Annotated in this window: 19 protein-coding genes; 4 read left to right on the top strand and 15 right to left on the bottom strand. The window is 71.9% G+C overall.

Annotation, left to right across the window (positions count from 1 at the left end):
• The first annotated feature begins 51 nt into the window (after positions 1–51).
• Positions 52–630, top strand: a complete 579-nt coding sequence (locus tag ACZ4Z1_RS11095) for a TetR/AcrR family transcriptional regulator (protein ID WP_468486265.1) — start codon at positions 52–54, stop codon at positions 628–630.
• 96 nt (positions 631–726) lie between these two features.
• On the opposite strand, the gene ACZ4Z1_RS11090 is transcribed toward ACZ4Z1_RS11095, so the two are convergent.
• Positions 727–1416: a M23 family metallopeptidase gene (locus tag ACZ4Z1_RS11090; protein ID WP_468486264.1), complete on the bottom strand. Its 690-nt coding sequence runs from the start codon at positions 1414–1416 to the stop codon at positions 727–729.
• 576 nt (positions 1417–1992) lie between these two features.
• On the opposite strand from ACZ4Z1_RS11090, the gene ACZ4Z1_RS11085 reads away from it, so the two are divergent.
• Positions 1993–4602 carry an NACHT domain-containing protein gene (locus ACZ4Z1_RS11085; RefSeq protein WP_468486263.1) on the top strand — a complete coding sequence of 870 codons (2610 nt, stop codon included), beginning with the start codon at positions 1993–1995 and terminating at the stop codon, positions 4600–4602.
• Between the two features lie 396 nt (positions 4603–4998).
• Here the strand turns inward: ACZ4Z1_RS11085 and ACZ4Z1_RS11080 are convergent, their stop codons facing one another.
• The gene (locus ACZ4Z1_RS11080; protein ID WP_073760604.1) at positions 4999–7518 is read right to left on the bottom strand and encodes an ATP-dependent Clp protease ATP-binding subunit; all 2520 of its coding nucleotides are present in this window, start codon (positions 7516–7518) and stop codon (positions 4999–5001) included.
• Between the two features lie 508 nt (positions 7519–8026).
• Here ACZ4Z1_RS11080 and ACZ4Z1_RS11075 point away from each other — a divergent pair.
• Positions 8027–8728: an SCO3374 family protein gene (locus ACZ4Z1_RS11075; RefSeq protein ID WP_468486262.1), complete on the top strand. Its 702-nt coding sequence runs from the start codon at positions 8027–8029 to the stop codon at positions 8726–8728.
• Here the strand turns inward: ACZ4Z1_RS11075 and ACZ4Z1_RS11070 are convergent.
• The 11 genes from ACZ4Z1_RS11070 to ACZ4Z1_RS11020 form a co-directional block, all read right to left on the bottom strand.
• Entirely contained in the window at positions 8659–8991 is a 333-nt protein-coding gene (locus tag ACZ4Z1_RS11070) for a histone-like nucleoid-structuring protein Lsr2 (RefSeq protein ID WP_073760606.1), read from the bottom strand. The genes ACZ4Z1_RS11075 and ACZ4Z1_RS11070 overlap by 70 nt on opposite strands.
• A gap of 156 nt (positions 8992–9147) precedes the next feature.
• Positions 9148–9666 (bottom strand): amino-acid N-acetyltransferase, encoded by a 519-nt coding sequence (locus ACZ4Z1_RS11065; protein ID WP_468486261.1) that lies wholly within the window; start codon positions 9664–9666, stop codon positions 9148–9150.
• Between the two features lie 9 nt (positions 9667–9675).
• The gene (locus ACZ4Z1_RS11060; protein WP_468486321.1) at positions 9676–10128 is read right to left on the bottom strand and encodes a BlaI/MecI/CopY family transcriptional regulator; all 453 of its coding nucleotides are present in this window, start codon (positions 10126–10128) and stop codon (positions 9676–9678) included.
• A 247-nt stretch (positions 10129–10375) separates the two neighbouring features.
• The gene (locus ACZ4Z1_RS11055) at positions 10376–10555 is read right to left on the bottom strand and encodes a hypothetical protein (RefSeq protein WP_468486260.1); all 180 of its coding nucleotides are present in this window, start codon (positions 10553–10555) and stop codon (positions 10376–10378) included.
• A 46-nt stretch (positions 10556–10601) separates the two neighbouring features.
• Positions 10602–11216: a hypothetical protein gene (locus ACZ4Z1_RS11050; protein ID WP_468486259.1), complete on the bottom strand. Its 615-nt coding sequence runs from the start codon at positions 11214–11216 to the stop codon at positions 10602–10604.
• Positions 11217–11424: 208 nt separating this feature from the next.
• Positions 11425–12222 (bottom strand): type III pantothenate kinase, encoded by a 798-nt coding sequence (locus tag ACZ4Z1_RS11045; protein WP_468486258.1) that lies wholly within the window; start codon positions 12220–12222, stop codon positions 11425–11427.
• A 5-nt stretch (positions 12223–12227) separates the two neighbouring features.
• Positions 12228–13247, bottom strand: a complete 1020-nt coding sequence (gene nadC, locus ACZ4Z1_RS11040) for a carboxylating nicotinate-nucleotide diphosphorylase (RefSeq protein ID WP_468486257.1) — start codon at positions 13245–13247, stop codon at positions 12228–12230.
• Positions 13244–15061 (bottom strand): L-aspartate oxidase, encoded by a 1818-nt coding sequence (locus tag ACZ4Z1_RS11035; protein WP_468486256.1) that lies wholly within the window; start codon positions 15059–15061, stop codon positions 13244–13246. The genes nadC and ACZ4Z1_RS11035 overlap by 4 nt, the downstream gene beginning before the upstream one ends.
• Complete coding sequence (gene panC / locus ACZ4Z1_RS11030; protein WP_468486255.1) at positions 15058–16083, bottom strand: pantoate--beta-alanine ligase; 1026 nt, start codon at positions 16081–16083, stop codon at positions 15058–15060. The genes ACZ4Z1_RS11035 and panC overlap by 4 nt, the downstream gene beginning before the upstream one ends.
• The gene (locus ACZ4Z1_RS11025; RefSeq protein WP_468486254.1) at positions 16080–17144 is read right to left on the bottom strand and encodes a Rossmann-like and DUF2520 domain-containing protein; all 1065 of its coding nucleotides are present in this window, start codon (positions 17142–17144) and stop codon (positions 16080–16082) included. Before ACZ4Z1_RS11025 ends, panC begins: the two co-directional genes overlap by 4 nt.
• 270 nt (positions 17145–17414) lie before the next feature.
• Complete coding sequence (locus ACZ4Z1_RS11020) at positions 17415–17762, bottom strand: hypothetical protein (protein WP_468486253.1); 348 nt, start codon at positions 17760–17762, stop codon at positions 17415–17417.
• A gap of 296 nt (positions 17763–18058) precedes the next feature.
• Between ACZ4Z1_RS11020 and ACZ4Z1_RS11015 the strand changes: the two genes are divergently transcribed.
• Positions 18059–19171: a DUF5937 family protein gene (locus tag ACZ4Z1_RS11015; protein WP_468486320.1), complete on the top strand. Its 1113-nt coding sequence runs from the start codon at positions 18059–18061 to the stop codon at positions 19169–19171.
• A 119-nt stretch (positions 19172–19290) separates the two neighbouring features.
• Here the strand turns inward: ACZ4Z1_RS11015 and ACZ4Z1_RS11010 are convergent, their stop codons facing one another.
• Both ACZ4Z1_RS11010 and ACZ4Z1_RS11005 read right to left on the bottom strand, forming a co-directional pair.
• Positions 19291–20010, bottom strand: a complete 720-nt coding sequence (locus ACZ4Z1_RS11010) for a glycoside hydrolase family 75 protein (RefSeq protein ID WP_468486252.1) — start codon at positions 20008–20010, stop codon at positions 19291–19293.
• A 238-nt stretch (positions 20011–20248) separates the two neighbouring features.
• The gene (locus ACZ4Z1_RS11005; protein ID WP_468486251.1) at positions 20249–20935 is read right to left on the bottom strand and encodes a response regulator; all 687 of its coding nucleotides are present in this window, start codon (positions 20933–20935) and stop codon (positions 20249–20251) included.
• Positions 20936–20943 lie beyond the last annotated feature (8 nt).

Genomic DNA, 20943 nt, shown 5'->3' with positions numbered 1-20943 from the left:
TACGTGGCCCTCCGACCCCGGCCCGGACGATCGACGCAGGAGAACAGCAGCATGGGCACACCGCACGCGCGCAGGGGCAACACCCGCCAGCGCATCCAGGACATCGCCCTGGAGCTGTTCGCCGAGCAGGGATACGAGAAGACCTCGCTGCGCGAGATCGCCGAACGGCTCGACGTCACCAAGGCGGCGCTGTACTACCACTTCAAGACCAAGGAAGACATCGTCATCAGCCTCTTCCAGGACCTGGCGCGGCCGATCGACGAGCTGACCGAGTGGGCCGACGGACAGCCGCGCACCCTGGAGACCAAGCACGAGATCCTGCGCCGCTACAGCGAGGCGCTGCGCACCGCCGAACCCCTCTTCCGCTTCATGCAGGAGAACCAGGCCACCGTGCGGGACCTGAGCATCGGCGAGACCTTCAAGCAGCGCATGATCCGGCTCACCGGGCTGCTCAGGGAGCCGGAGGCGGAGCTGACGGACCAGGTCCGCTGCATCACCGCGATCTTCTCGATGCACGCGGGCCTGTTCGCCATGCAGAACCTCGAAGGCGACCCCGAGGACAAGCGCAAGGCCATCCTGGAGGTCGCCACCGAACTGGTCACCGCGGCCCAGCCGCCGGCCCTCGGCTGAAGCCGCCGCAGCCCCGGGCCGACTGACGGCCCCGACCCGCAGCCCCGGACCGCCTGACGGCCCGGGACCATCAGGCGGGCCGTCCGACAGCAGGGATCACACGCCGTCGCCGCGCGCCTTCAGGAAGGCGGTCGGCTCGACGCCGGAGCCGTAGTTCGGGCCGGTGCGGACCTCGAAGTGCAGGTGCGGGCCGGTCGAGTTACCGGTGCTGCCGGACTTGGCGATCTCCTGGCCGGTCTCCACGGTCTGGCCCGGCTTGACCTCGGTGCTGGTCAGGTGCGCGTACTGGGTGTACGTACCGCTGTCGTGCTTGATCACGATCGCGTTGCCGTACGCGGGGCCGTCACCGCCGCCGTTCGGGCCCGCCTTGACCACGGTGCCCCCGTGCACGGCGTGCACGGCGGTGCCACTGGGCACCACGAAGTCCTGGCCGCTGTGGTTGTGGGACCAGTGCTTGCCCGCCAGCCCGAAGGTCATGCCCAGCTTGTAGTCGTCCACCGGCTTCACCCAGGAGCGGGCCTTCTCCTCGGCGGCCTTCTTGGCCTTCTCGGCCTGCTGCTGCTCCGCCTCGGCAGCCTTCTTCTGGGCGTCGGCCTGGGCGGCCACCGAGGTGCGGATGTCGGACGTCAGCCCGTCCAGGGCGATCGACTGCGCGTCGCTCCCGGCCGCCACGGCCACCCCGGCGCCCATGGCCGCGGAGACGCCCAGGCCCGCCGCGAGCACGGAGGCGCGGGTACGGAGAACGGACTTCTTCGGCAGGCGGTGCAGGGGGTGGTGCTTCGTCATGCGGGAACTACCTCCGGGAATGAGTGGGTCCCGGCCGTCGTCCGGGATCGCCCCACCTTGGTAACCCGAATCCGACATGCTGCCAATACCCCTTTCTACTACCCCATCTCGTAGCAAAAGTCGGGGAAATAAACCCCCGCCATTACCCGCACACCCCAACCCCAAACCCCACGGCCACCCCCCTCTTCCGACCGCCGGACACCTCCGCCTCCACGCCCCTGACCTGCGGGTTCACCGCACCGTTCGGAGTTGCCGAACACCCCGGAACCCCCCTGGCCGCACCGCGGCGGCCACCGTTCCCTGACCCGCCCGCCGCTCCCCGGGAAACGCCCGCTATTCCGCGTAGTAGGCGCCGGAGGGCCTGTGCGGCATGTCACCGCGCCCCCGCTCTCCCCGGCTCCCCGGCGGGACTTCTGCCGGTCCGTACCGGGACCAAAGGCCCGGTACGGACACCACGCTCCGCCCCGCACGGCGCCACCCGGCCGCGCGGGCCCCCGCGGCCCCCGTCTCCCCCTACGCTGGAACTCCGCGGCGCCCGGCCCGCCCGGCGTCGACCAGGTGATGGGGGATCACCGCATGGACCCGATGATCATCATGGCCCGGCTCCTTCCGAAAGTCGTCGCCCCGCTCGTCAGAAAACTCCTCGTCCGCCCCGGCCCCGGCGCCTCCCTGGTGGACCGCCCCTTACGGATCGGCGGCCTGGTCTCCTTCCGGGGCGAGAAACGCACCCTCGGGGAACGCGACGTACGGCGCATCGCCGCCAAGCTGGTCGACCGGGCCGTCACCCCGCTCCCCGGCGCCACCGGCGCGGAGCTGGAGCGGCCGGTGGCCCCCGACGAGGACGCGGCCGTCGCGGCGGCCCTCGCCCGTACGCTCTGGGCGCTCGGCGACCTCGACCTGGAGCTCGTGCAGGACGTACGGCTGGAAGCGGACGGACTCGCCCGGCGACTGCACCGCGCCGCCCCGGACGCCACCCGCGGCCTGACCAACGACGGCGCCGAACTGCACGGCATCCTGCTGCACACCGCGTCGCTGCACGTCCTGGAGTTCTTCACCCGGCTGTCCGGCTTCGGCGCCCGCACCCTCGTGGAGAACCGGCGCGCCCTCGGCAGGCTCGACGACGCCGTCGGCGCGCTGACCGCCCGGCTGCCCTCCCGCTCCGCCGAGGACGCCGCCTTCGAGACGCGGTACGCCCACGACACCGCCGTCCTCCACAACCACCTGACCATCTTCGGCATCGACCTCGCGCACTCCCCGGACAGCTGGCCGCTGGACGCCGCCTACCTGGGCCTGCGCTGCGAGGCCGAACCGACGGCCGAGGACGGCGGCGCCCCGGGGCCCGCCGTCCCCGCCGAGCACGCCCTGTCCGGCCTGTGCCGCGTCCTCGTACGCGGCGTGGCCGGCTCCGGCAAGACCACCCTGCTCCAGTGGCTGGCCGTCGCCACCGCGCGCGGCGAGCTGCCCGCCTCGCTGCGCCGTGCCCTGTACGGCCGTGTGCCTTTCCTCCTGCCGGTGCGCCGCTTCGCCCGGCACGGCCTGCCCTCCCCTGGCGGCTTCCTCGCCGCCGTCGGTTACCCGGGCGCCGAGGCGCAGCCACCGGGCTGGGCCGACCGCGTCCTGCGGGCCGGCCGGGCGCTGCTGCTGATCGACGGCGTGGACGAGGCGCCCGAGGACGAGCGCGAGCGGCTGCGCCGCAAGCTCCGGGACTGGACCGCCCTGTATCCGGGCAACGTCTGGATCGTCACCTCCCGCCCCTCCGCCGTACGCGCCGACTGGCTGACCGCCGACGGCTTCGCCGAACTGTCGCTGGCCCCGATGAGCCGCGAGGACATCGCCGCGTTCATCCAGCGCTGGCACCGCGCCGCGGCCCAGCAGAAGCCGGAGGACCTGGACCGCCTCGGCCACTACGAACGGACCCTGCTCAACGCCGTACGCATCACCCGCGACCTGGGGCGGCTCGCCACCAACCCGCTGATGTGCGGGATGCTCTGCGCACTGCACCGCGACCGCCGCGGCTATCTGCCCAACGGCCGCAAGGAGTTGTACGAGGCCGCCCTGTCGATGCTGCTGGAGCGGCGGGACCGGGAGCGGGCCATGGGTACCACGGACGGCATCGACCTGCCGCGCCAGCCCAAGATCCAGCTGCTGCAGAAGCTGGCCCACTGGATGCTGGTCAACGGACGCTCGGAGATGGACCGCGAGGTCGCCGTCGACACGCTCGCGCAGCACCTGCCGGCCATTCCCGATGCGGCACGGCAGGGCGGTCCCGAGGAGATCTACCGCCACCTGCTCAACCGCACCGGCCTGCTGCGCGAACCGGCCCCGGGCACGGTCGACTTCGTGCACCGTACCTTCCAGGACTTCCTGGCGGCCCGCGCCACCGTCCAGCGCCACGACTTCGGGCTGCTGCTCAACCACGCCCACCTCTCCGAGTGGGAGGACGTCATCAGGATGGCCGTGGCGCTGGCCCGGCCCGACGAGTGCGCGGCGCTGCTGAACGGCCTGCTGGCCCCCCTCCCCGGCATCCGGGCCGCGGAGGCCCGGCACCGCAAACTGCTCGCCGCGGCCTGTGTGGAGCACGCCGCCGAGCTCGACCCGGAGGTGCGCCACCGGGTGCGGCGCTTCACCCGGGACATGGTGCGCCCCAGCACGGTTGCGGGGGCCAGGGCGCTGGGCTGGATCGGCCCGATCGTGCTGGAGATGCTGCCGGAGCCGGCCGAGGTCTCGGACGGCGAGGCGTACCTGCTCGCCGTCACGGCCACCTCCATCACCGACGACATGGCGATCGACTATCTGACCGGGCTGCGCAAGCGCGCGTACCACGACGTACGGGCCCAGCTGGCCGGTGCCTGGCGGCGGTACGACACCGCCCGCTATGCCCGGGAGATCATCGCCCACCTGGACCCGGACGGGCTGTTCTTCCCCGTGACGGACGTGGAGGAGCTGCACGCCCTGCGGGAGCTCGGCGGCCGGCCGTACGTCCAGGTAGCCGGGGAGTTCTCGGTGGCCGAGCTGGTCGGCGGCCTGGTCCCGGCGGACGGCCTGGTCCGGCTCTGGCTGGCGTACGACCTGGGGGCCTCGATGGAGTGGCTGGCCGCGTTCCCCCGGCTGGAGGAGCTCCGGGTCAGCCGGCGGCTGCCGCATGTCACCGGCGTACCGGACGGTATCCGCGTCATCGAGCTGTGATATCGCGGTCCTATAGGGCTGCGGGCCTGCCTTTCCGGCCTGCTCCCGCCGCATCGCCTTGGAGTTCCCGGCCTCTCGGAATAGCCCGGTCCGTATTCGCGCGGGCGCCCCCGGGCAATCCGGAATGACGTTTTCCCTTTGGCCGGGCCGCCCGGGGCAAAACCCGGCGCCGCTTCTCCGCCGGAGCGCAAGGCCCGGCATCCCGGTGGTTACGGATTTCCGCCGCACCCGGTACGCCCCCAGTACGGAAACCCACTTCCGTTCACGGCCCGGCGTCCCGTACGGCATCACCTCGCACGACGACGCCGCGGCCCGGAACCTTGGAACAGGTCCCGGGCCGCGGCGTCATATGCCGTTCCGGTCAGGCGCTGGGCGCCCGGTCCGTACTGCCGGCCGTCACGCGTCCTTCGACAGGTCCGGGCCACCGGCCGCGGACTCCACGGGCGGAGCGTCGGGCAGCGCCGACTTCTCCTCGCCGCGGAAGGTGAACTTGGCGTTCTCGCCCTCACCCTCGATGTCGACGACCACGATGTGGCCGGAGCGCAGCTCGCTGAAGAGGATCTTCTCCGAGAGAGCGTCCTCGATCTCGCGCTGGATGGTCCGGCGCAGCGGGCGGGCGCCCAGCACCGGGTCGTAGCCGCGCTTGGCGAGCAGCTTCTTGGCCTCACCGCTGAGCTCGATGCCCATGTCGCGGTCCTTCAGGCGCTCGTCCACCTTGGCGATCATGAGGTCGACGATCTGGATGATGTCTTCCTCGGTGAGCTGGTGGAAGACCACCGTGTCGTCGACACGGTTGAGGAACTCGGGCCGGAAGTGCTGCTTGAGCTCTTCGTTGACCTTGTTCTTCATCCGCTCGTAGCTGCTCTTGGTGTCGCCCTGGGCGGCGAAGCCCAGGTTGAAGCCCTTGGAGATGTCCCGGGTCCCGAGGTTGGTCGTCATGATGATGACCGTGTTCTTGAAGTCCACCACCCGGCCCTGGGAGTCGGTCAGGCGACCGTCCTCCAGGATCTGCAGCAGGGAGTTGAAGATGTCGGGGTGGGCCTTCTCCACCTCGTCGAACAGCACGACCGAGAACGGCTTGCGGCGCACCTTCTCGGTGAGCTGGCCGCCCTCTTCGTAGCCGACGTAGCCGGGAGGCGAGCCGAAGAGCCGGGAGACCGTGTGCTTCTCGCTGAACTCCGACATGTCGAGGGAGATCATCGCGTCCTCGTCGCCGAAGAGGAACTCGGCGAGCGTCTTGGACAGCTCGGTCTTACCGACACCGGACGGGCCGGCGAAGATGAACGAGCCACCGGGGCGCTTGGGGTCCTTCAGGCCGGCCCGCGTGCGGCGGATGGCCTGCGAGAGCGCCTTGATGGCGTCCTTCTGGCCGATGACGCGCTTGTGGAGCTCGTCCTCCATCCGCAGCAGCCGCGAGGACTCCTCCTCGGTCAGCTTGAAGACCGGGATGCCGGTCGCCGTGGCCAGGACCTCGGCGATCAGCTCGCCGTCGACCTCGGCGACGACATCCATGTCGCCGGCCTTCCACTCCTTCTCCCGCTTCGCCTTCGCGGCCAGGAGCTGCTTCTCCTTGTCGCGCAGGCCCGCGGCCATCTCGAAGTCCTGCGAGTCGATCGCGGACTCCTTCTCCCGGCGCACGTCGGCGATCTTCTCGTCGAACTCGCGGAGGTCCGGCGGCGCGGTCATCCGGCGGATGCGCATCCGGGAGCCGGCCTCGTCGATCAGGTCGATCGCCTTGTCCGGCAGGAAGCGGTCGGAGATGTAGCGGTCGGCCAGCTGGGCGGCCTGGACCAGGGCCTCGTCCGTGATGGAGACGCGGTGGTGCGCCTCGTAACGGTCGCGCAGACCCTTGAGGATCTCGATGGTGTGCGGCAGCGACGGCTCCGCGACCTGGATGGGCTGGAAGCGGCGCTCCAGGGCCGCGTCCTTCTCCAGGTACTTGCGGTACTCGTCGAGCGTGGTCGCACCGATGGTCTGCAGCTCGCCTCGGGCCAGCATGGGCTTGAGGATGCTCGCGGCGTCGATCGCGCCCTCGGCGGCGCCCGCACCCACCAGGGTGTGGAGCTCGTCGATGAACAGGATGATGTCGCCGCGGGTGCGGATCTCCTTGAGCACCTTCTTCAGGCGCTCCTCGAAGTCACCGCGGTAGCGGGAGCCGGCGACCAGGGCGCCCAGGTCCAGGGTGTAGAGGTGCTTGTCCTTGAGGGTCTCGGGCACCTCGCCCTTGACGATGGCCTGGGCCAGGCCCTCGACGACCGCCGTCTTGCCGACGCCGGGCTCGCCGATGAGGACCGGGTTGTTCTTGGTACGGCGGGACAGCACCTGCATGACCCGCTCGATTTCCTTCTCGCGCCCGATGACCGGGTCGAGCTTGGTCTCGCGGGCGGCCTGCGTCAGGTTGCGGCCGAACTGGTCCAGGACGAGCGAGGTCGAGGGGGTGCCCTCGGCCGGGCCGCCTGCGGTGGCGGCCTCCTTGCCCTGGTAGCCGGAGAGCAGCTGGATGACCTGCTGCCGCACCCGGTTCAGATCGGCGCCCAGCTTCACCAGGACCTGGGCGGCGACGCCCTCGCCCTCGCGGATCAGGCCGAGCAGGATGTGCTCCGTACCGATGTAATTGTGGCCGAGCTGAAGGGCCTCGCGGAGCGACAGCTCCAGGACCTTCTTCGCACGGGGGGTGAAGGGGATGTGGCCGGACGGGGCCTGCTGCCCCTGGCCGATGATCTCCTCCACCTGCTGGCGGACCGCCTCGAGCGAAATCCCGAGGCTCTCCAGGGCCTTAGCGGCGACACCCTCACCCTCGTGGATCAGGCCCAGGAGGATGTGCTCGGTGCCGATGTAGTTGTGGTTGAGCATCCGGGCTTCTTCCTGAGCCAGGACGACAACCCGCCGCGCACGGTCGGTGAACCTCTCGAACATCGTTAATCGCTCCTCAGAGCGGTCAGGCAGTTAGGGGTCGGTCCCCTCCCTGTCCTTCCGCATGCTAGTCCCGTGGGACGGGACAGCTCATTCCAACTGCCGACATCCGTCCGGATCACCCCCGCGACGGCGGGGAAATCTGCTGCCGAACAGCCGACATCTGCTCCAACCCGATGGTGCGAGACGATGTTCCCGCAGGCCAGGCATATACGCTCCGGGCCAGTACGCCCGTGGCGAACGCACCCGTCACCGACACGCCCGCCCGGAGCCCGCCGCCGCTCCGAAAAAGCGCTGCACACGCCGCTGCACCGTCTCTCCCCACTGGGGATGTCTTACCCGCCGCCACGGACACTCCATGCGGCGCGGGCCTGTTCCATCCGCTATGGGCGAACACCCGCGCGCCGTCGGATGCGCCGTCACACCCCAGCGCACCCCCTTCCGCGGCGACAGTACGTACCCGTATGTCAACCCAGCGTAACTTCTCGGGGATTCGCGAGTTGCTTCCGGTATGCCCGTCGCGCTCCCGCGCTCCCGCTTCCCCCTCGCCGCCGTACGGCAGTGGTACGAGGACGAGCTGCGCTGGCCCACCACCGGCACGGAGCCGGTGGAGCTGCTGACCGGGGTCCGCTTCGACGCCCTCGACCTGCCCGCCGACGCGGGCCGGGCCGTGCTGGGGCGGGTGGGCCCCACGGGGCCCGTGGTGATCGACCGCAGCGGCTCCGCCGGTTCCAGGATGCTCGTGCTCGTGGCCGCGGGCTCCGCGGAGGAGCTGCCGGAGCTTCTGGAATGGCTGGAATGGGGCTCACTGGGGCTGGATCTGACCGCACGCGGCACCGGGGATCGGATGCCCGCGCCGGCACCGCCCCCGCCGTCACCGCAGGCGTGGTGGCCGCACGGATCCGGTCCACGGGAGGCCGCCGGGTGGGTGCGGCCTCCCGAGCCGGGACGCGAGGTCGAGGCGACTCTGCCCACCACGGGGACAGGGGCAGGGCGCGGGGGCCGCGGAGTTCCCCTCGCGGATCGCCAGGGGCGCGCCCCCGACCTCGTACGACTCGTGAGCGCGGCGGCCACGGAATGCCACCGGGCCCGCTTGCTGCGCGGTCGTCAAGCTCGGAGACAAACGGAACGCGGGTACGGCGGTCAGCCGTTCGCCTTCTCGAACGCCTCACGGATCTCCGCGGGCACACGACCGCGGTCATTGACGTTGTAGCCGTTCTCCTTCGCCCACGCGCGGATCTTCGCGGTGTCCGGGCTGCCGCCGGAAGACGCGCGCGCCTTGCCGCGGCCACCGGAACGGCCACCGGTCTTGCGGCCCGCCTTCACGAACTCGGCCAGCGACTCACGCAGCTTCTGCGCGTTGTCGTCGGACAGGTCGATCTCATAGGACTTGCCGTCGAGGGCGAACGTCACGGTCTCATGGGCCTCGCCGCCGTTGAGGTCGTCGACAAGAAGAACCTGAACCTTCTGTGCCACCGGTTTCCCTTTCATCGAATGCGGATTACGACGGAAAGCAAACCGCTTTTCCGGGAAAAACACAAACCCCTGGGTAGGGTTCAGTTGCGCCACGGCCGGGGAACGCTTGCTTCCACAGCTATGAGATAGGGGCGCGATTCGGACATAGAACGCTGATCACGGGTGCAGAAGCATCCGGCTGTTGCCCAGGGTGTTGGGCTTCACTCGTTCGAGACCGAGGAACTCGGCAACGCCCTCGTCATAGGAACGCAGCAGCTCGCTGTAGACATCGCCGTCGACGGGCGTCTCACCGATCTCCACGAACCCGTGCTTGGCGAAGAAGTCCACTTCGAAGGTGAGGCAGAAAATGCGCCGCACTCCGAGCCAGCCGGCGGTGCGCAGCAGCTTGTCCAGGACTTGGTGGCCGACTCCGGTGCCCTTGTGCCGCGGGTCCACCGCCAATGTGCGCACCTCGGCCAGGTCTTCCCACATGACGTGCAGCGCTCCGCAGCCGACGACCTCGGCGTCCTCGTCCCGCTCGGCGACCCAGAACTCCTGGATGTCCTCGTAAAGCGTGACGGTGGCTTTGTCGAGGAGGATGCCGTCCGGGGAGTAGGCGTCGATGAGCCGGCGTACGGCCGGTACATCGCTGGTCCTGGCACGGCGGACGGTGAGTCCATTAGTCAGCGGCGGCATGGCGCGACGCTATCGCCCCGGGTCGCCGGTTCCCGCCGCGGGTACTTCTCCCGCGTCCGCTTCCCCCTCTCCGGGCTGTTCCGGGGACCGTTCGGCGCGGTCGGGCCGCGGCGGGGCCGGTGCGGGTTCCGCCGGTTCGTCGCCCTGCACCATGCGTACGGCATCCCTGAGGGCGTGGCGCTGTTCCGGCGACATCATCCCGAAGAAGGCCACCAGGGCCGCCGCGGGGTTGTCACTCGCGGACCACGCTTCGTTCATCAGTGCGGCCGAGTAGGCGGCACGAGTGGAGACCGCCTCATATCGATAGGCGCGCCCTTCGGCTTCCCGGCGCACCCAGCCCTTCTGATGGAGGTTGTCCAATACGGTCATCACCGTTGTGTAGGCGATCGACCGTTCCTTCTGCAGATCTTCCAGGACTTCCCGAACGGTGACCGGGCGGTTCCACTCCCACACCCGCGTCATGACCGCGTCTTCCAGATCACCCAAGCGTCGTGGCACACCAGCACAATAGTGGGAGATGTCGCGAATGCCGGTTCTTACCCGGTTGATTTACCCCGGAAAAAGGCAGTACGGCCCGAGATGCGCAATCTCGGGCCGTACGGGACGGGTGCGTTCGCAAGGCCGACCAGGATGCCGAACGGATGGACGAACACCGCCGGCGCCCGGAAGCCGGGCGGGAGGGGCCGGGAACGGGCCCGGCCGGCGCCGGTCAGGCGCCGTGGGCCCTGGGCTCCTGGCGGGCGCCCTCGGCGCGGGCCAGCGCGGCGTCGACCGCCGCGTCCTCCTTGGACTTGTTCTCGCCGCCCTGGCTCTTCACGATCGTCACGATGAGCGCGACGAACGCCACGGCCATCACCACGGGCGGTACCAGCGCTGCGACGTAATCCATGACCAGGGTCCTCCTTCGGGAGTGAGGCTTCCAGAGTACGCAGCGCTCAGGCGGACCGGGCCGCGGGGGGCGGTACGGGCTTGCGGCGCGGCGGGAAGACCTCGCCGGGCGTGGGGACGGGGCGCCCCGGGCGTGGCGCCTTCGGCTGCGGGACCGGCGCGGGCCGCGGGGCGGGCTGCGGCTCGGCCGCGGTCCTGCCGCCGGGGAGGGCGCGCAGTCGGGCCCGTACGGAGCGTTCGGCGAGGACCTCGCAGCGGCGCAGCAGGGCGGTGCGGCGGGCGTGTTCGGCCGGCCCCTGCCGCTCCAGGCACAGGGCGCGCAGGGCGGTGAGGTCGGCGGGGGCGGGGTCGTAGCCGGCCGCCAGGGCCTCCTGGAGCTGTTCCAGGTAGCCGTGGGCGGAGCCGGGCAGGGCGTCCCGGTAGCGGGCGAGGTCGGCGAGGAGGAAGGCGCGCAGCCGTCCACCCTCGCGCGCCGCCTCGTCCACCGCCTCGGCCAGCCGCAGGTACTCCTGGACCTCCTGGGCGCCGTCGGCGTCGTAGCCCGCCGGGGCACCGGTCGTGTGGCGCGTCGGCTGGAGTGCGGCGGCGAGCGCGCGCCGCAGGACGCGCAACTCGTCGGCGCTGAAGGCCATACCGCCGCGGGATCCGTATGGCATAGGCATGGTCCGACCTTACGCCGCGGACGGACAAAAACCGCTTAACACGATTAGAGCGGCACAAGTGTCGCGGAACTCGCGTTAGCCAATAAAAGCCGCTTGAGGTCGGCCATATGGCCAAAAGTCCTCAACGGGACATTTCGCCCCAGGGGCCGTCGGGCACCGGGACGGAACGGGCGATCCCGGTGGCCGGATCCGTCCGCCCTCGACCGGCTCACCCCCGGGTGACGTTGCGCTCGTACACCAGGCGCAGACCGATCAGTGTCAGCCACGGCTCGTGCTCGTCGATGACCGAGGACTCGCCGAGCACCATGGGCGCCAGCCCGCCGGTGGCGATCACCGTCACGTCGTCCGGGTCGTCGGCCAGCTCCCGCGCCATGCGCTGGACGACGCCGTCGACCTGCCCGGCGAAGCCGTACAGGATGCCGGACTGCATGGCCTCGACGGTGTTCTTGCCGATCACGCTGCGCGGCCGGGCCAGTTCGATCTTGCGGAGCTGGGCGCCCTTCACGCCGAGCGCCTCCACCGAGATCTCGATGCCGGGCGCGATCACCCCGCCGACGTACTCGCCGCGCGCGCTGACCGCGTCGAACGTCGTGGCCGTACCGAAATCGACCACCACGGCCGGGCCGCCGTACAGCTCCACGGCCGCCAGCGCATTGATGATCCGGTCCGCGCCGACCTCCTTCGGGTTGTCCATGAGGATCGGCACGCCCGTCTTGACGCCGGGCTCGACCAGGATGGCCGGGACGTCCCCGTAGTAGCGCCGGGTGACCTCGCGCAGTTCGTGCAGGACCGAGGGGACGGTGGAGCAGATGGCGATGCCCTCGATGCCGTCGCCCAGTTCCTCGCCGAGCAGCGGGTGGGTGCCCATCAGGCCCTGGAGGAGCACGGCGAGTTCGTCGGCGGTGCGGCGGGCGTCGGTGGAGATGCGCCAGTGCTCGACGATCTCCTCGCCGTCGAACAGGCCGAGGACGGTGTGGGTGTTTCCTACGTCGATGGTGAGCAGCATCCGCGTCAGCGCTCCTCGCGCAGGTCGAGGCCGATGTCGAGGATCGGGGAGGAGTGGGTGAGCGCGCCCACGGCCAGGAAGTCCACGCCGGTCTCGGCGTACGCACGGGCGTTGTCGAGGGTGAGCCGTCCGGAGGACTCCAGGATCGCCTTCCCGGCCACCAGGGTCACCGCCTCGCGGGTCTGCTCGGGGGTGAAGTTGTCCAGCAGGATCAGATCGGCGCCCTCGGCGAGGATCGGCGGGATCTGGTCCAGCCGGTCGACCTCCACCTCGATCGGCACGCCCGGGAAACCGTCCCGTACGGCCTTGAACGCCTCGGCGATGCCGCCCGCCGCGACGACGTGGTTGTCCTTGATCAGCGCAGCGTCGGACAGCGACATCCGGTGGTTGACGCCGCCGCCGCAGCGCACCGCGAACTTTTCCAGGGCGCGCAGCCCTGGCGTCGTCTTACGGGTGTCGCGGACCTTGGCGCCGGTGCCCTCCAGGGCGTCGGCCCAGGCGCGGGTGGCGGTGGCGATGCCGGACAGGCGGCACAGCAGGTTCAGGGCGCTGCGCTCGCCGGTCAGCAGGTCACGGGTGCGGGTGGTGACGCTGAGCAGCCGCTGCCCGGCCTCGACGCGGTCGCCGTCCTCGACGTGCCGCTCGACCTCGAACTCCGCGGTGCACACGATGGACAGCACCGCCTCGGCGACCCGCAGCCCGGCCACGGTGCCCGCCTGACGGGCCGTGAAGTCGCCGGTGGCGACGGCGCCTTCGGGGACGGTCGCGACGGTGGTGACGTCCACGCCCTGGTCGAGGTCCTCCTCGACGGCCATGTGGGCGATGTCCTCGACCTGTACGGGGTCCAGCCCGGCGGCGACCAGGAGGGCCGCGAGGTCGGGGTCCAGACCGCAGGCCAGCGGGTCGAGTTCGTACGCGCCGTCGCCGGCGCCGCAGCCGCAGGAGTCGCCGCAGCCGCGGGGCGCGTCCGCGTCCTGGTCCGGACGGCCGATCTGGTGCAGGGGGAGGTCGTCGGGGGTGCTCACTGGATCGGCTCCGTTTCGGGCGCGGGTGCGGCGGTCGTCGCGGGGAACGCGGCGGTGTCGGTGGTGCGGACGTGCAGGGTGTGCGGGGGGCGGAGGGTGACCAGGAAGTGGCGCTGCCAGGCGGCGTCGTCCCGGTCGGCGTGGTCCTCGCGCCAGTGGCAGCCGCGGGTCTCCTCACGTTGCCGGGCGCTGCTGACCAGGACCCGGGCGACCATCAGGAGGTTGGTGGCCTCCCACGCCTCGACGCCGGGCTCGGCGGGCTTGAGACCGTCGGCCGGGGCCGGGCCGGCGCCCGCGGCCGCTTCGGCGGCGGCGCGCTGGAGCCGGGCCAGCGCGGTGGCGGCCTCGGAGAGGCTGGCGGCGGAGCGCAGCACCCCGGCGCCGGCGGACATGATCCGCTGGATCGCGGGCCGCGTCTCGGGGGCGAGCAGCGGTACGGGGTCGTCGGCGGGCGCGACGGCCGGGCCGGGACGGCGGGCGGGCGCGGCCGTGATGTCGTCCGCGATGCGCTCCGCGAAGACCAGGCCCTCCAGGAGGGAGTTGGAGGCGAGCCGGTTGGCGCCGTGCACGCCGGTGCACGCGACCTCGCCGCACGCGTACAGGCCGGGCACGGTCGTCCGGCCGTACAGGTCCGTCCGTACGCCTCCGGAGGCGTAGTGCGCGGCGGGCGCGACCGGGACGGTCTCGGTGACCGGGTCGATGCCGTGGGCGCGGCAGGCGGCGAGGATGGTCGGGAAGCGCTGCTCCCACATGGCGGCGCCGAAGTGCCGGGCGTCCAGGTACATGTGCTCGGCGCCCTGTTCCTGGGCGCGGCGCATGATCGCCTTGGCGACGATGTCACGCGGGGCCAGTTCGGCGAGTTCGTGCTGCCCGAGCATGAAGCGGACACCGTCGGCGTCCACCAGGTGGGCGCCCTCGCCGCGTACCGCTTCCGAGATCAGCGGCTGCTGGCCCGCCGCGTCCGGGCCCAGATAGAGCACCGTCGGGTGGAACTGGACGAATTCGAGGTCGGAGACCTCGGCGCCGGCGCGCAGCGCGAGGGCGACGCCGTCGCCGGTGGAGACCGCGGGGTTGGTGGTCGCGGAGAAGACCTGGCCCATACCGCCGGTGGCCAGCACCACCGCAGGGGCGTGCACGGCGCCCACGCCGTCGTGCTGGCCCTCCCCCATCACGTGCAGGGTGACACCGGCCGTACGGCCCTCGGCGTCCGTGAGCAGGTCGAGGACGAGGGCGTTCTCGACGGTGCGCAGGCCCTGGGAGCGGACCGCCGCCACCAGGGCGCGGGAGATCTCGGCTCCGGTCGCGTCGCCGCCCGCGTGCGCTATGCGGCGGCGGTGGTGCCCGCCTTCACGGGTGAGGGCTATCTCGTCGCTGCCGGGCGCGGTGTCGAAGCGCGCTCCGGTGGCGATGAGGCGGCGGACGGCGTCCGGGCCTTCGCAGACCAGGGTCCGTACGGCGGTCGCGTCGCACAGGCCGGCGCCCGCGACGAGGGTGTCGTCCAGGTGCTGTTCGGGGGTGTCGCCCTCGCCGAGCGCGGCCGCGATGCCGCCCTGGGCCCAGCGGGTGGAGCCGTCGTCCAGGCGGGCCTTGGTCACCACGACGGTACGGCGGCCGGCGGCGGCGCAGCGCAGCGCGGCGGTCAGGCCCGCCACCCCGGAGCCGACCACGACGACGTCGGCCTCGATGGACCAGCCGGGGGCGGGGGCCTGGAGGCGGAGGGTGGGGCTGTCGGGGCTGGCGTGGCTGCCGGGGGTGGTGTTGCCGGCGGGAACGGTGGGGCTGGTGCCGGGGCCGGTGGGGCCGGTGCCGTTCATCGGGGCGCTCCGAACGTGAGGCGGATGTTGTCGATGAGGCGGGTGGTGCCGACCTTGGCGGCGACCGCGAGAACAGCCTCCCCCTCGTAGGCGTCCGGTACCTCGGCGAAGTCGGACGGATCGACCAGTGCCACGTAGTCGAGCACCAGCGGCGGGTCGAGACGGGCGGCGTCCTCCAGGACCGTACGGGCCGCGGCGCGCGCCACCGAAGGGCCACGCAGCGGAGTCGCGACGGCGTGCGCGAGGGCGTGCGCGTCGGCCGCCGCGCGGTCCTCCCCGAGGGCGGCGAGCGCCGCGGAACGGTCGTGCGCCCGGTGGGCGGTGTGCGCGGCGTACGAGGCGCGGTCCCGCAGGGCCTCCTCGGCGGCGAGCCGGTCGCGGGCCGCGAACAGGGCCCGGGACAGCGCCAGGGCGGTACGCCGCTCCGCCTCGGAGAGGTAGCGGTTGCGACTGGACAGGGCCAGGCCGTCGTCCTCGCGGACGGTGGGGACGCCGACGATCCGTACGGCGAAGTTCAGGTCGGCCACCATGCGCTCGATGACGGCCAGTTGCTGCGCGTCCTTCCGGCCGAACAGGGCCACGTCGGGGCGGGTGAGGTGCAGCAGTTTGCCGACGACGGTCAGTACGCCGTCGAAGTGGCCGGGCCTGCTGGCCCCCTCCAGGAGGTCGCCCATGGGACCGGCGGATATTCGCACGTGCGGCGCGCCCCCGGGGTAGACCTCGCCGGCGGAGGGCGCGAAGACGGCGTCCGCTCCGGCCTCGACGGCCAGCGCGAGGTCCGCCTCCAGGGTGCGCGGGTAGCGGTCGAGGTCCTCTCCGGCGCCGAACTGGAGCGGGTTGACGAAGACGGTGACGACGACCTGCCCGTCCGGACCGACCTCGTCGCGGGCGGCACGGACCAGGGACGCGTGCCCCTCGTGCAGGGCCCCCATGGTCATGACGACGGCCCGCTGCCCGGAGGGCCCCGGCAGGGCACGCAGCTCGGCCGCGGTGTGCACCAGACGCGTGCGCGGGGCTTTCATCGGTCGCCTTCTTCGGGGTGGTCGGGATCGGCGGGAGGGTCTTCGGGGCGGTTGTCGGTGGAGCTGTCGTGGTGATCGCCGGGAGGGCTGTCGTGGTGGTCGCCGGAGGGACTGCCGCGGTGATCGCCGGGTGGCGGTGTGGCGCCCCCGGAGCCGTCGCCGACGTTCGCCAGCACGCCCAGCAGGTCCTCGGCCAGTTCCGGCTTCAGCAGGCCGTGCGCCAAGGCGCGGTCGGCCGTCGTACGGGCCATGGCGAGGTACCCCGCGACGCTCTGGGGCGCGTGTTTACGCAGCTCGGAAACGTGCGCGGCGACGGTGCCCGCGTCCCCGCGGGCGACCGGGCCGGTCAGGGCGGCGTCCCCGGAGCGCAGCGCGTTGTCCAGGGCCGCGCCCAGCAGCGGGCCGAGCATCCGGTCGGGCGCGCCGACACCGGCCTCCCGCAGCAGCTCCATGGCCTGGGCCACCAGGGTGACCAGGTGGTTCGCGCCGATGGCGAGGGCCGCGTGGTAGAGCGGGCGGGCGTCCTCCTCGATCCACTCCGGCTCCCCGCCCATCTCGATGACCAGCGCCTCGGCGGCCATCCGCAGCGGTTCGGGTGCCGTGACCCCGAAGGAGCAGCCGGCCAGCCGCTGCACGTCGACGCGCGTACCGGTGAAGGTCATGGCGGGGTGCAGGGCGAGCGGCAGGGCGCCGGCGCGGGTGGCCGGGTCGAGGACGGCCGTTCCGAACCGCCCCGACGTGTGGACGAGCAGCTGGCCCGGCCGTACGGCACCGGTCTCGGCGAGGCCCGCGACCAGCCCGGGGAGGGCGTCGTCGGGCACGGTCAGCAGCACCAGTTCGGCGCGCTTGAGGACCTCCGACGGCGGGACGACCGGCACGTCGGGGAGCAGCGCCGCCGCGCGCCGTACGGAGGCGTCGGAGACACCGGACACGGCTACCGGCCGGTGCCCGGCGAGCTGCAGCGACGCGGCGAGGGCGGGCCCGACGCGACCTGCGCCGACGACTCCGACGGTCAGCCGGGCGGGGCGGTCCTGGGCCTCGGTGGGTGGGGTTGTGTTCACGCGGCGATGGCCTTCCGTTCCAGTCCGCGGGGGGTACCGGACGATTCGTTCGCCATGCTACGCGAGTGCTTCCGGGGCTCTTCAGAGCCGTACGCGGGGTGAGACGGGCGTCTCGCACCGCGTGGCCGAGAGCGTTGCCGGGCGCGTTCCCGGGCCCTTTCCCGGACTCATTGCCGGGCGCGTTCCCGGGCGTGTTTCCAGCTCGTTGCCGGTCGCGCCCTCCGCCGTGACCCCGGGCGTTTTCCACAGGGCGGCGAAGGCGCGCGAGGGTTATCCACAGGGGTCGCCGAGGCGGGCGCGACCGGGCATGGTGGGGGTGGAGACGGAAGCGGAGGACCGATCGAGGGGAGGGTGGGGCAGCGGCTCGGCCGGGATGGGGCGTGCGGCCTGCCGGGGGTGGACGGGGCGGCCCGGCCGTCGGGTGAGGGCCCGGCGTACGGCGCGGCGCAAGCGGGCCAGGGGGCGGTCATCAGGGGCGGTGACCACGGCCTGGAAGCGCAGCCACCGGCGTATCTCGCGCACGGCCTGGACGTCACCGGAACCGGGAAGGACGGGCGCGCTCTCGCCGCGTTGGGCGGCTCGGTAGGCGTCGAGCATGTGCTGCTGGGATGCGTTCATGGACACCACAGTGGGCCCGCCCCGCGACAGGTGGCTCGTCGATTGACAGGAGCCGTCAATCGACGGCGCCGCAGGTCATGGGCTCACGCATGATGAAGACCGGCATCGGGGTGGGTGGGGGGAGGGGCCCCGAGAGACAAGGGCCCCGGGAAAGACGAAGGCCCCGGCAGAGACGAGAGCCACGGGAAGCGCGGCGAGCGCTCGCGGCAGGAGTTTGCCGGACCGCGACGCGGACTGAAGGGTAGGTGCGGCGCCTGTGCCGCACTGGGAGTGGGAACGGGGAGAGGCACATGAGTGTGTGGATCGACATCGCGGGACTGCCCGCGGAGCGGATGGTGTTCAGCCCTTCGCCGCTCGCCGAGCTGGGTTCCGCCCTGCACGCGCTCGCCGAACCCGGCCACCACCCCGGCCTGCACGGCTGGACCACCGCGACGGCCGGGGCGCTCAAGCCCGACCTGGCCGACCGGCTGTGCGACGCGGACTTTCTGTGGGGGCCGACGTTCTCCGACGTGTCGATGCCGTTCGCCGCGCTCGCGGACACCGCCGGGCAGCCCGGTGCGACGCTCGCCGAGGATCTGGACCTGCTCGACCGGCTCGACGACGAGCTGTTCGTGAACGCCGCGCTGGAGATCAACTGCACCAGTGGGTACTGCCGCGGCGGTCCGTCGCCGCTGGTGGACGCCGAGGCGCGCCGGCTGGCGCTGGAGCGGGCCACCGCGCGCGGCCCCCGGCAGGCCGACTTCGCGCAGCGGCTGCTGGCCGACCCGCCCGCCGTACGGGCCTGGATACGCCGCCTGCTGGAGGACTGCGAGCAGGCGTTCTTCGCGGACGTGTGGCAGCGGGTACGGTTCCACCTCGCCGCGGACGCGCGGCACAAGTTCGAGGTGCTGCGCCACAAGGGCCTGGCCGATGCGCTGGCGGAGGTGTCGTCCGCGGTGACACTGGACGAGCAGCGCTCCCGCATCGTCGTCGACAAGCTGTCCGACGGTCACGGCACGGCCGTCGACCCGGCCGTCGGGGCCGGGATCACCTTCGTGCCCACCTCGTTCGGCTGGCCGCACCTGAGCGTGCTGCACGCGCGGGGCTGGCGCCCGGTGATCCACTATCCGGTCGCGGCGCCCGAGCCGGCCGGCCCGGCCTCGGTCGCCCTGGTCGAGTCCCGGCTGGATGCGCTCGCCCACCCGATGCGCATACGGATGTGCCGCTACCTGGCCCGCACCGCTTACACGACCGGTGAACTGGCCGCCGCGCTCGGCATATCCGCGCCGGAGGTCTCGCGGCACCTCGCCGTCCTCAAGAAGGCCGGGCTGCTCCAGACGCGCCGCCGCGGCCGGTATGTACTGCACCAGCTGGACGTACGGGTGGTGGCGCGCCTGGGCAGCGAATTCCTGGAGGGCGTGCTGCGCTGAGCCGACGAGCGGCCGGGACGAACTGCCGGGACGAGCGGCCCGGCCGGGGTGCGCCGACTGCCCAGCCTGGTGGGCACCGACTGCGCGGCCAGGCTGCGCCGGGCACACGGCCGGGGCCGTCAGTTCTCCTGGAGGAACTTCTTGGCGAGGGCGTCGCCGCGGGACACGGCGTCGCTGTGGCTCTCGATGGGGGACGCCTGGGAGTTCTTGAACAGGATGTAGGTGACGCCGGACTCGGCACCGCCGGTGGCCGGGTCGGGGTCGATGCCGAGGCCCTTGGCGGCCGCGTACGACGCCTCACCGATGATCTTGTTCGGGCCGGTGTCGCCGACGACCGCGTACTCGACCTTGTTCTTGTGGATGATCGCCACGATGCCGCCGCCCTTGATGCCCGCCGCCTCGTAGTTCCAGATTCCGCTGACCGAGGGGACGACGACGTACGGCAGCTTCTCGGCGTTCAGCGGCTTGCCGTTGGACTGATGGAAACGGGTGTCCGGCTGGAACCAGGGGTCGGTGTCCTTGTTGCACTTGGCCGTTATCTGGCCGTCACAGTCGATGTCCATGTCCGCCTTCCAGAACACGGCTCCCTTCTTGCCGCACACCGGGACGGTCGCCGGCGTCTCCTCGTCGGTCCGGTACTTGCCGTTGGATATCTGCGAGCAGTTGGTGACCTTGGCGAGCAGGTCGGCGGCGCTGACCGAGCCTTCGGTCACGCCCGGCCGGCTCACGGCGTCGGCGGTGGCGGATCCGGTGGTGGGCTGGGCGGTGGCGGGCAGCGCGGCGGCGGCGAGCAGCGCGGTTCCGGCGGCGGTGGCCAGGGCGAAGGTTCGTCTGCGCACAGGAGGGCCCCTCTGTTAGGAAAGTTTCCTTACCGAGCGCGCCAAATCTCCTCCGCTCCCCCACCCCCGTCAACACCGCAGCTCACTCAACTCGCGGCCACGCCAACCCTTTTCGACTACGGCTCGACCACGGCTCGACCATGGATCAGCCAGAGATCAACCACGGTTCACCCCCGCCCCCCTCCAGCCCGACTCCGCGCTGCCACCGCCGCCGCCACTGCCCTCACCCCGTACGCCGTTACGCCCCCGCGCCGCCCCCGGCCCGTACGAGCCCCGTCTCGTAGGCGAGCACCACCGCCTGCACCCGGTCCCGCAGCTCCAACTTCGTGAGGATGCGGCCCACATGCGTCTTGACCGTGGCCTCCGACAGCACCAGCTGCGCCGCGATCTCGCCGTTCGAGAGTCCCTGGGCCACCAGCAGCAGTACCTCCCGCTCGCGCTCGGTGAGCCGTCCGATCTCCGGGCGGACCGGCTCGGCGGCGGTCGCCGGGAGCATCGGCGTGAACCGGTCCAGCAGGCGGCGGGTGGTCGAGGGCGCGACCACCGCGTCCCCGCTCTGCACCGCGCGGATCGCGGCCAGCAGTTCGCTCGGCGGCACGTCCTTCAGCATGAAGCCGCTGGCCCCCGCCTTGAGCGCGGAGAAGGCGTACTCGTCCAGGTCGAAGGTGGTCAGGATGAGCACCTTCGGCGCGTCCTCCTTCTGGCCGCCCGCGCAGATCCGGCGGGTGGTCTCCACGCCGTCCAGGTGCGGCATCCGCACGTCCATCAGGATGACGTCGACCTTGGTGGACCGGAGCACCTCCAGGGCCTCCACCCCGTCACCGGCCTCGGCGACGACCTCCATGTCGGGCTGGGCGGCCAGCACCATGCGGAAACCGGTGCGCAGCAGCACCTGGTCATCGACGAGCATCACGCGGACAGTCATGGCAGGAG

The organism is Streptomyces sp. NPDC030165 (assembly GCF_055573595.1).
This window is presented reverse-complemented; position numbering and strand designations above follow the sequence as displayed.

What these genes read in the sequence shown, in the direction of transcription:
- ACZ4Z1_RS11095 (WP_468486265.1), top strand. Translation starts at nt 52, where the DNA reads ATGGGCACACCGCACGCGCGCAGGGGCAACACCCGCCAGCGCATCCAG.
- ACZ4Z1_RS11090 (WP_468486264.1), bottom strand. Translation starts at nt 1,416, where the DNA reads ATGACGAAGCACCACCCCCTGCACCGCCTGCCGAAGAAGTCCGTTCTC.
- ACZ4Z1_RS11085 (WP_468486263.1), top strand. Translation starts at nt 1,993, where the DNA reads ATGGACCCGATGATCATCATGGCCCGGCTCCTTCCGAAAGTCGTCGCC.
- ACZ4Z1_RS11080 (WP_073760604.1), bottom strand. Translation starts at nt 7,518, where the DNA reads ATGTTCGAGAGGTTCACCGACCGTGCGCGGCGGGTTGTCGTCCTGGCT.
- ACZ4Z1_RS11075 (WP_468486262.1), top strand. Translation starts at nt 8,027, where the DNA reads ATGCCCGTCGCGCTCCCGCGCTCCCGCTTCCCCCTCGCCGCCGTACGG.
- ACZ4Z1_RS11065 (WP_468486261.1), bottom strand. Translation starts at nt 9,666, where the DNA reads ATGCCGCCGCTGACTAATGGACTCACCGTCCGCCGTGCCAGGACCAGC.
- ACZ4Z1_RS11060 (WP_468486321.1), bottom strand. Translation starts at nt 10,128, where the DNA reads ATGACGCGGGTGTGGGAGTGGAACCGCCCGGTCACCGTTCGGGAAGTC.
- ACZ4Z1_RS11055 (WP_468486260.1), bottom strand. Translation starts at nt 10,555, where the DNA reads ATGGATTACGTCGCAGCGCTGGTACCGCCCGTGGTGATGGCCGTGGCG.
- ACZ4Z1_RS11050 (WP_468486259.1), bottom strand. Translation starts at nt 11,216, where the DNA reads ATGCCTATGCCATACGGATCCCGCGGCGGTATGGCCTTCAGCGCCGAC.
- ACZ4Z1_RS11045 (WP_468486258.1), bottom strand. Translation starts at nt 12,222, where the DNA reads ATGCTGCTCACCATCGACGTAGGAAACACCCACACCGTCCTCGGCCTG.
- ACZ4Z1_RS11035 (WP_468486256.1), bottom strand. Translation starts at nt 15,061, where the DNA reads ATGAACGGCACCGGCCCCACCGGCCCCGGCACCAGCCCCACCGTTCCC.
- panC (WP_468486255.1), bottom strand. Translation starts at nt 16,083, where the DNA reads ATGAAAGCCCCGCGCACGCGTCTGGTGCACACCGCGGCCGAGCTGCGT.
- ACZ4Z1_RS11020 (WP_468486253.1), bottom strand. Translation starts at nt 17,762, where the DNA reads ATGAACGCATCCCAGCAGCACATGCTCGACGCCTACCGAGCCGCCCAA.
- ACZ4Z1_RS11005 (WP_468486251.1), bottom strand. Translation starts at nt 20,935, where the DNA reads ATGACTGTCCGCGTGATGCTCGTCGATGACCAGGTGCTGCTGCGCACC.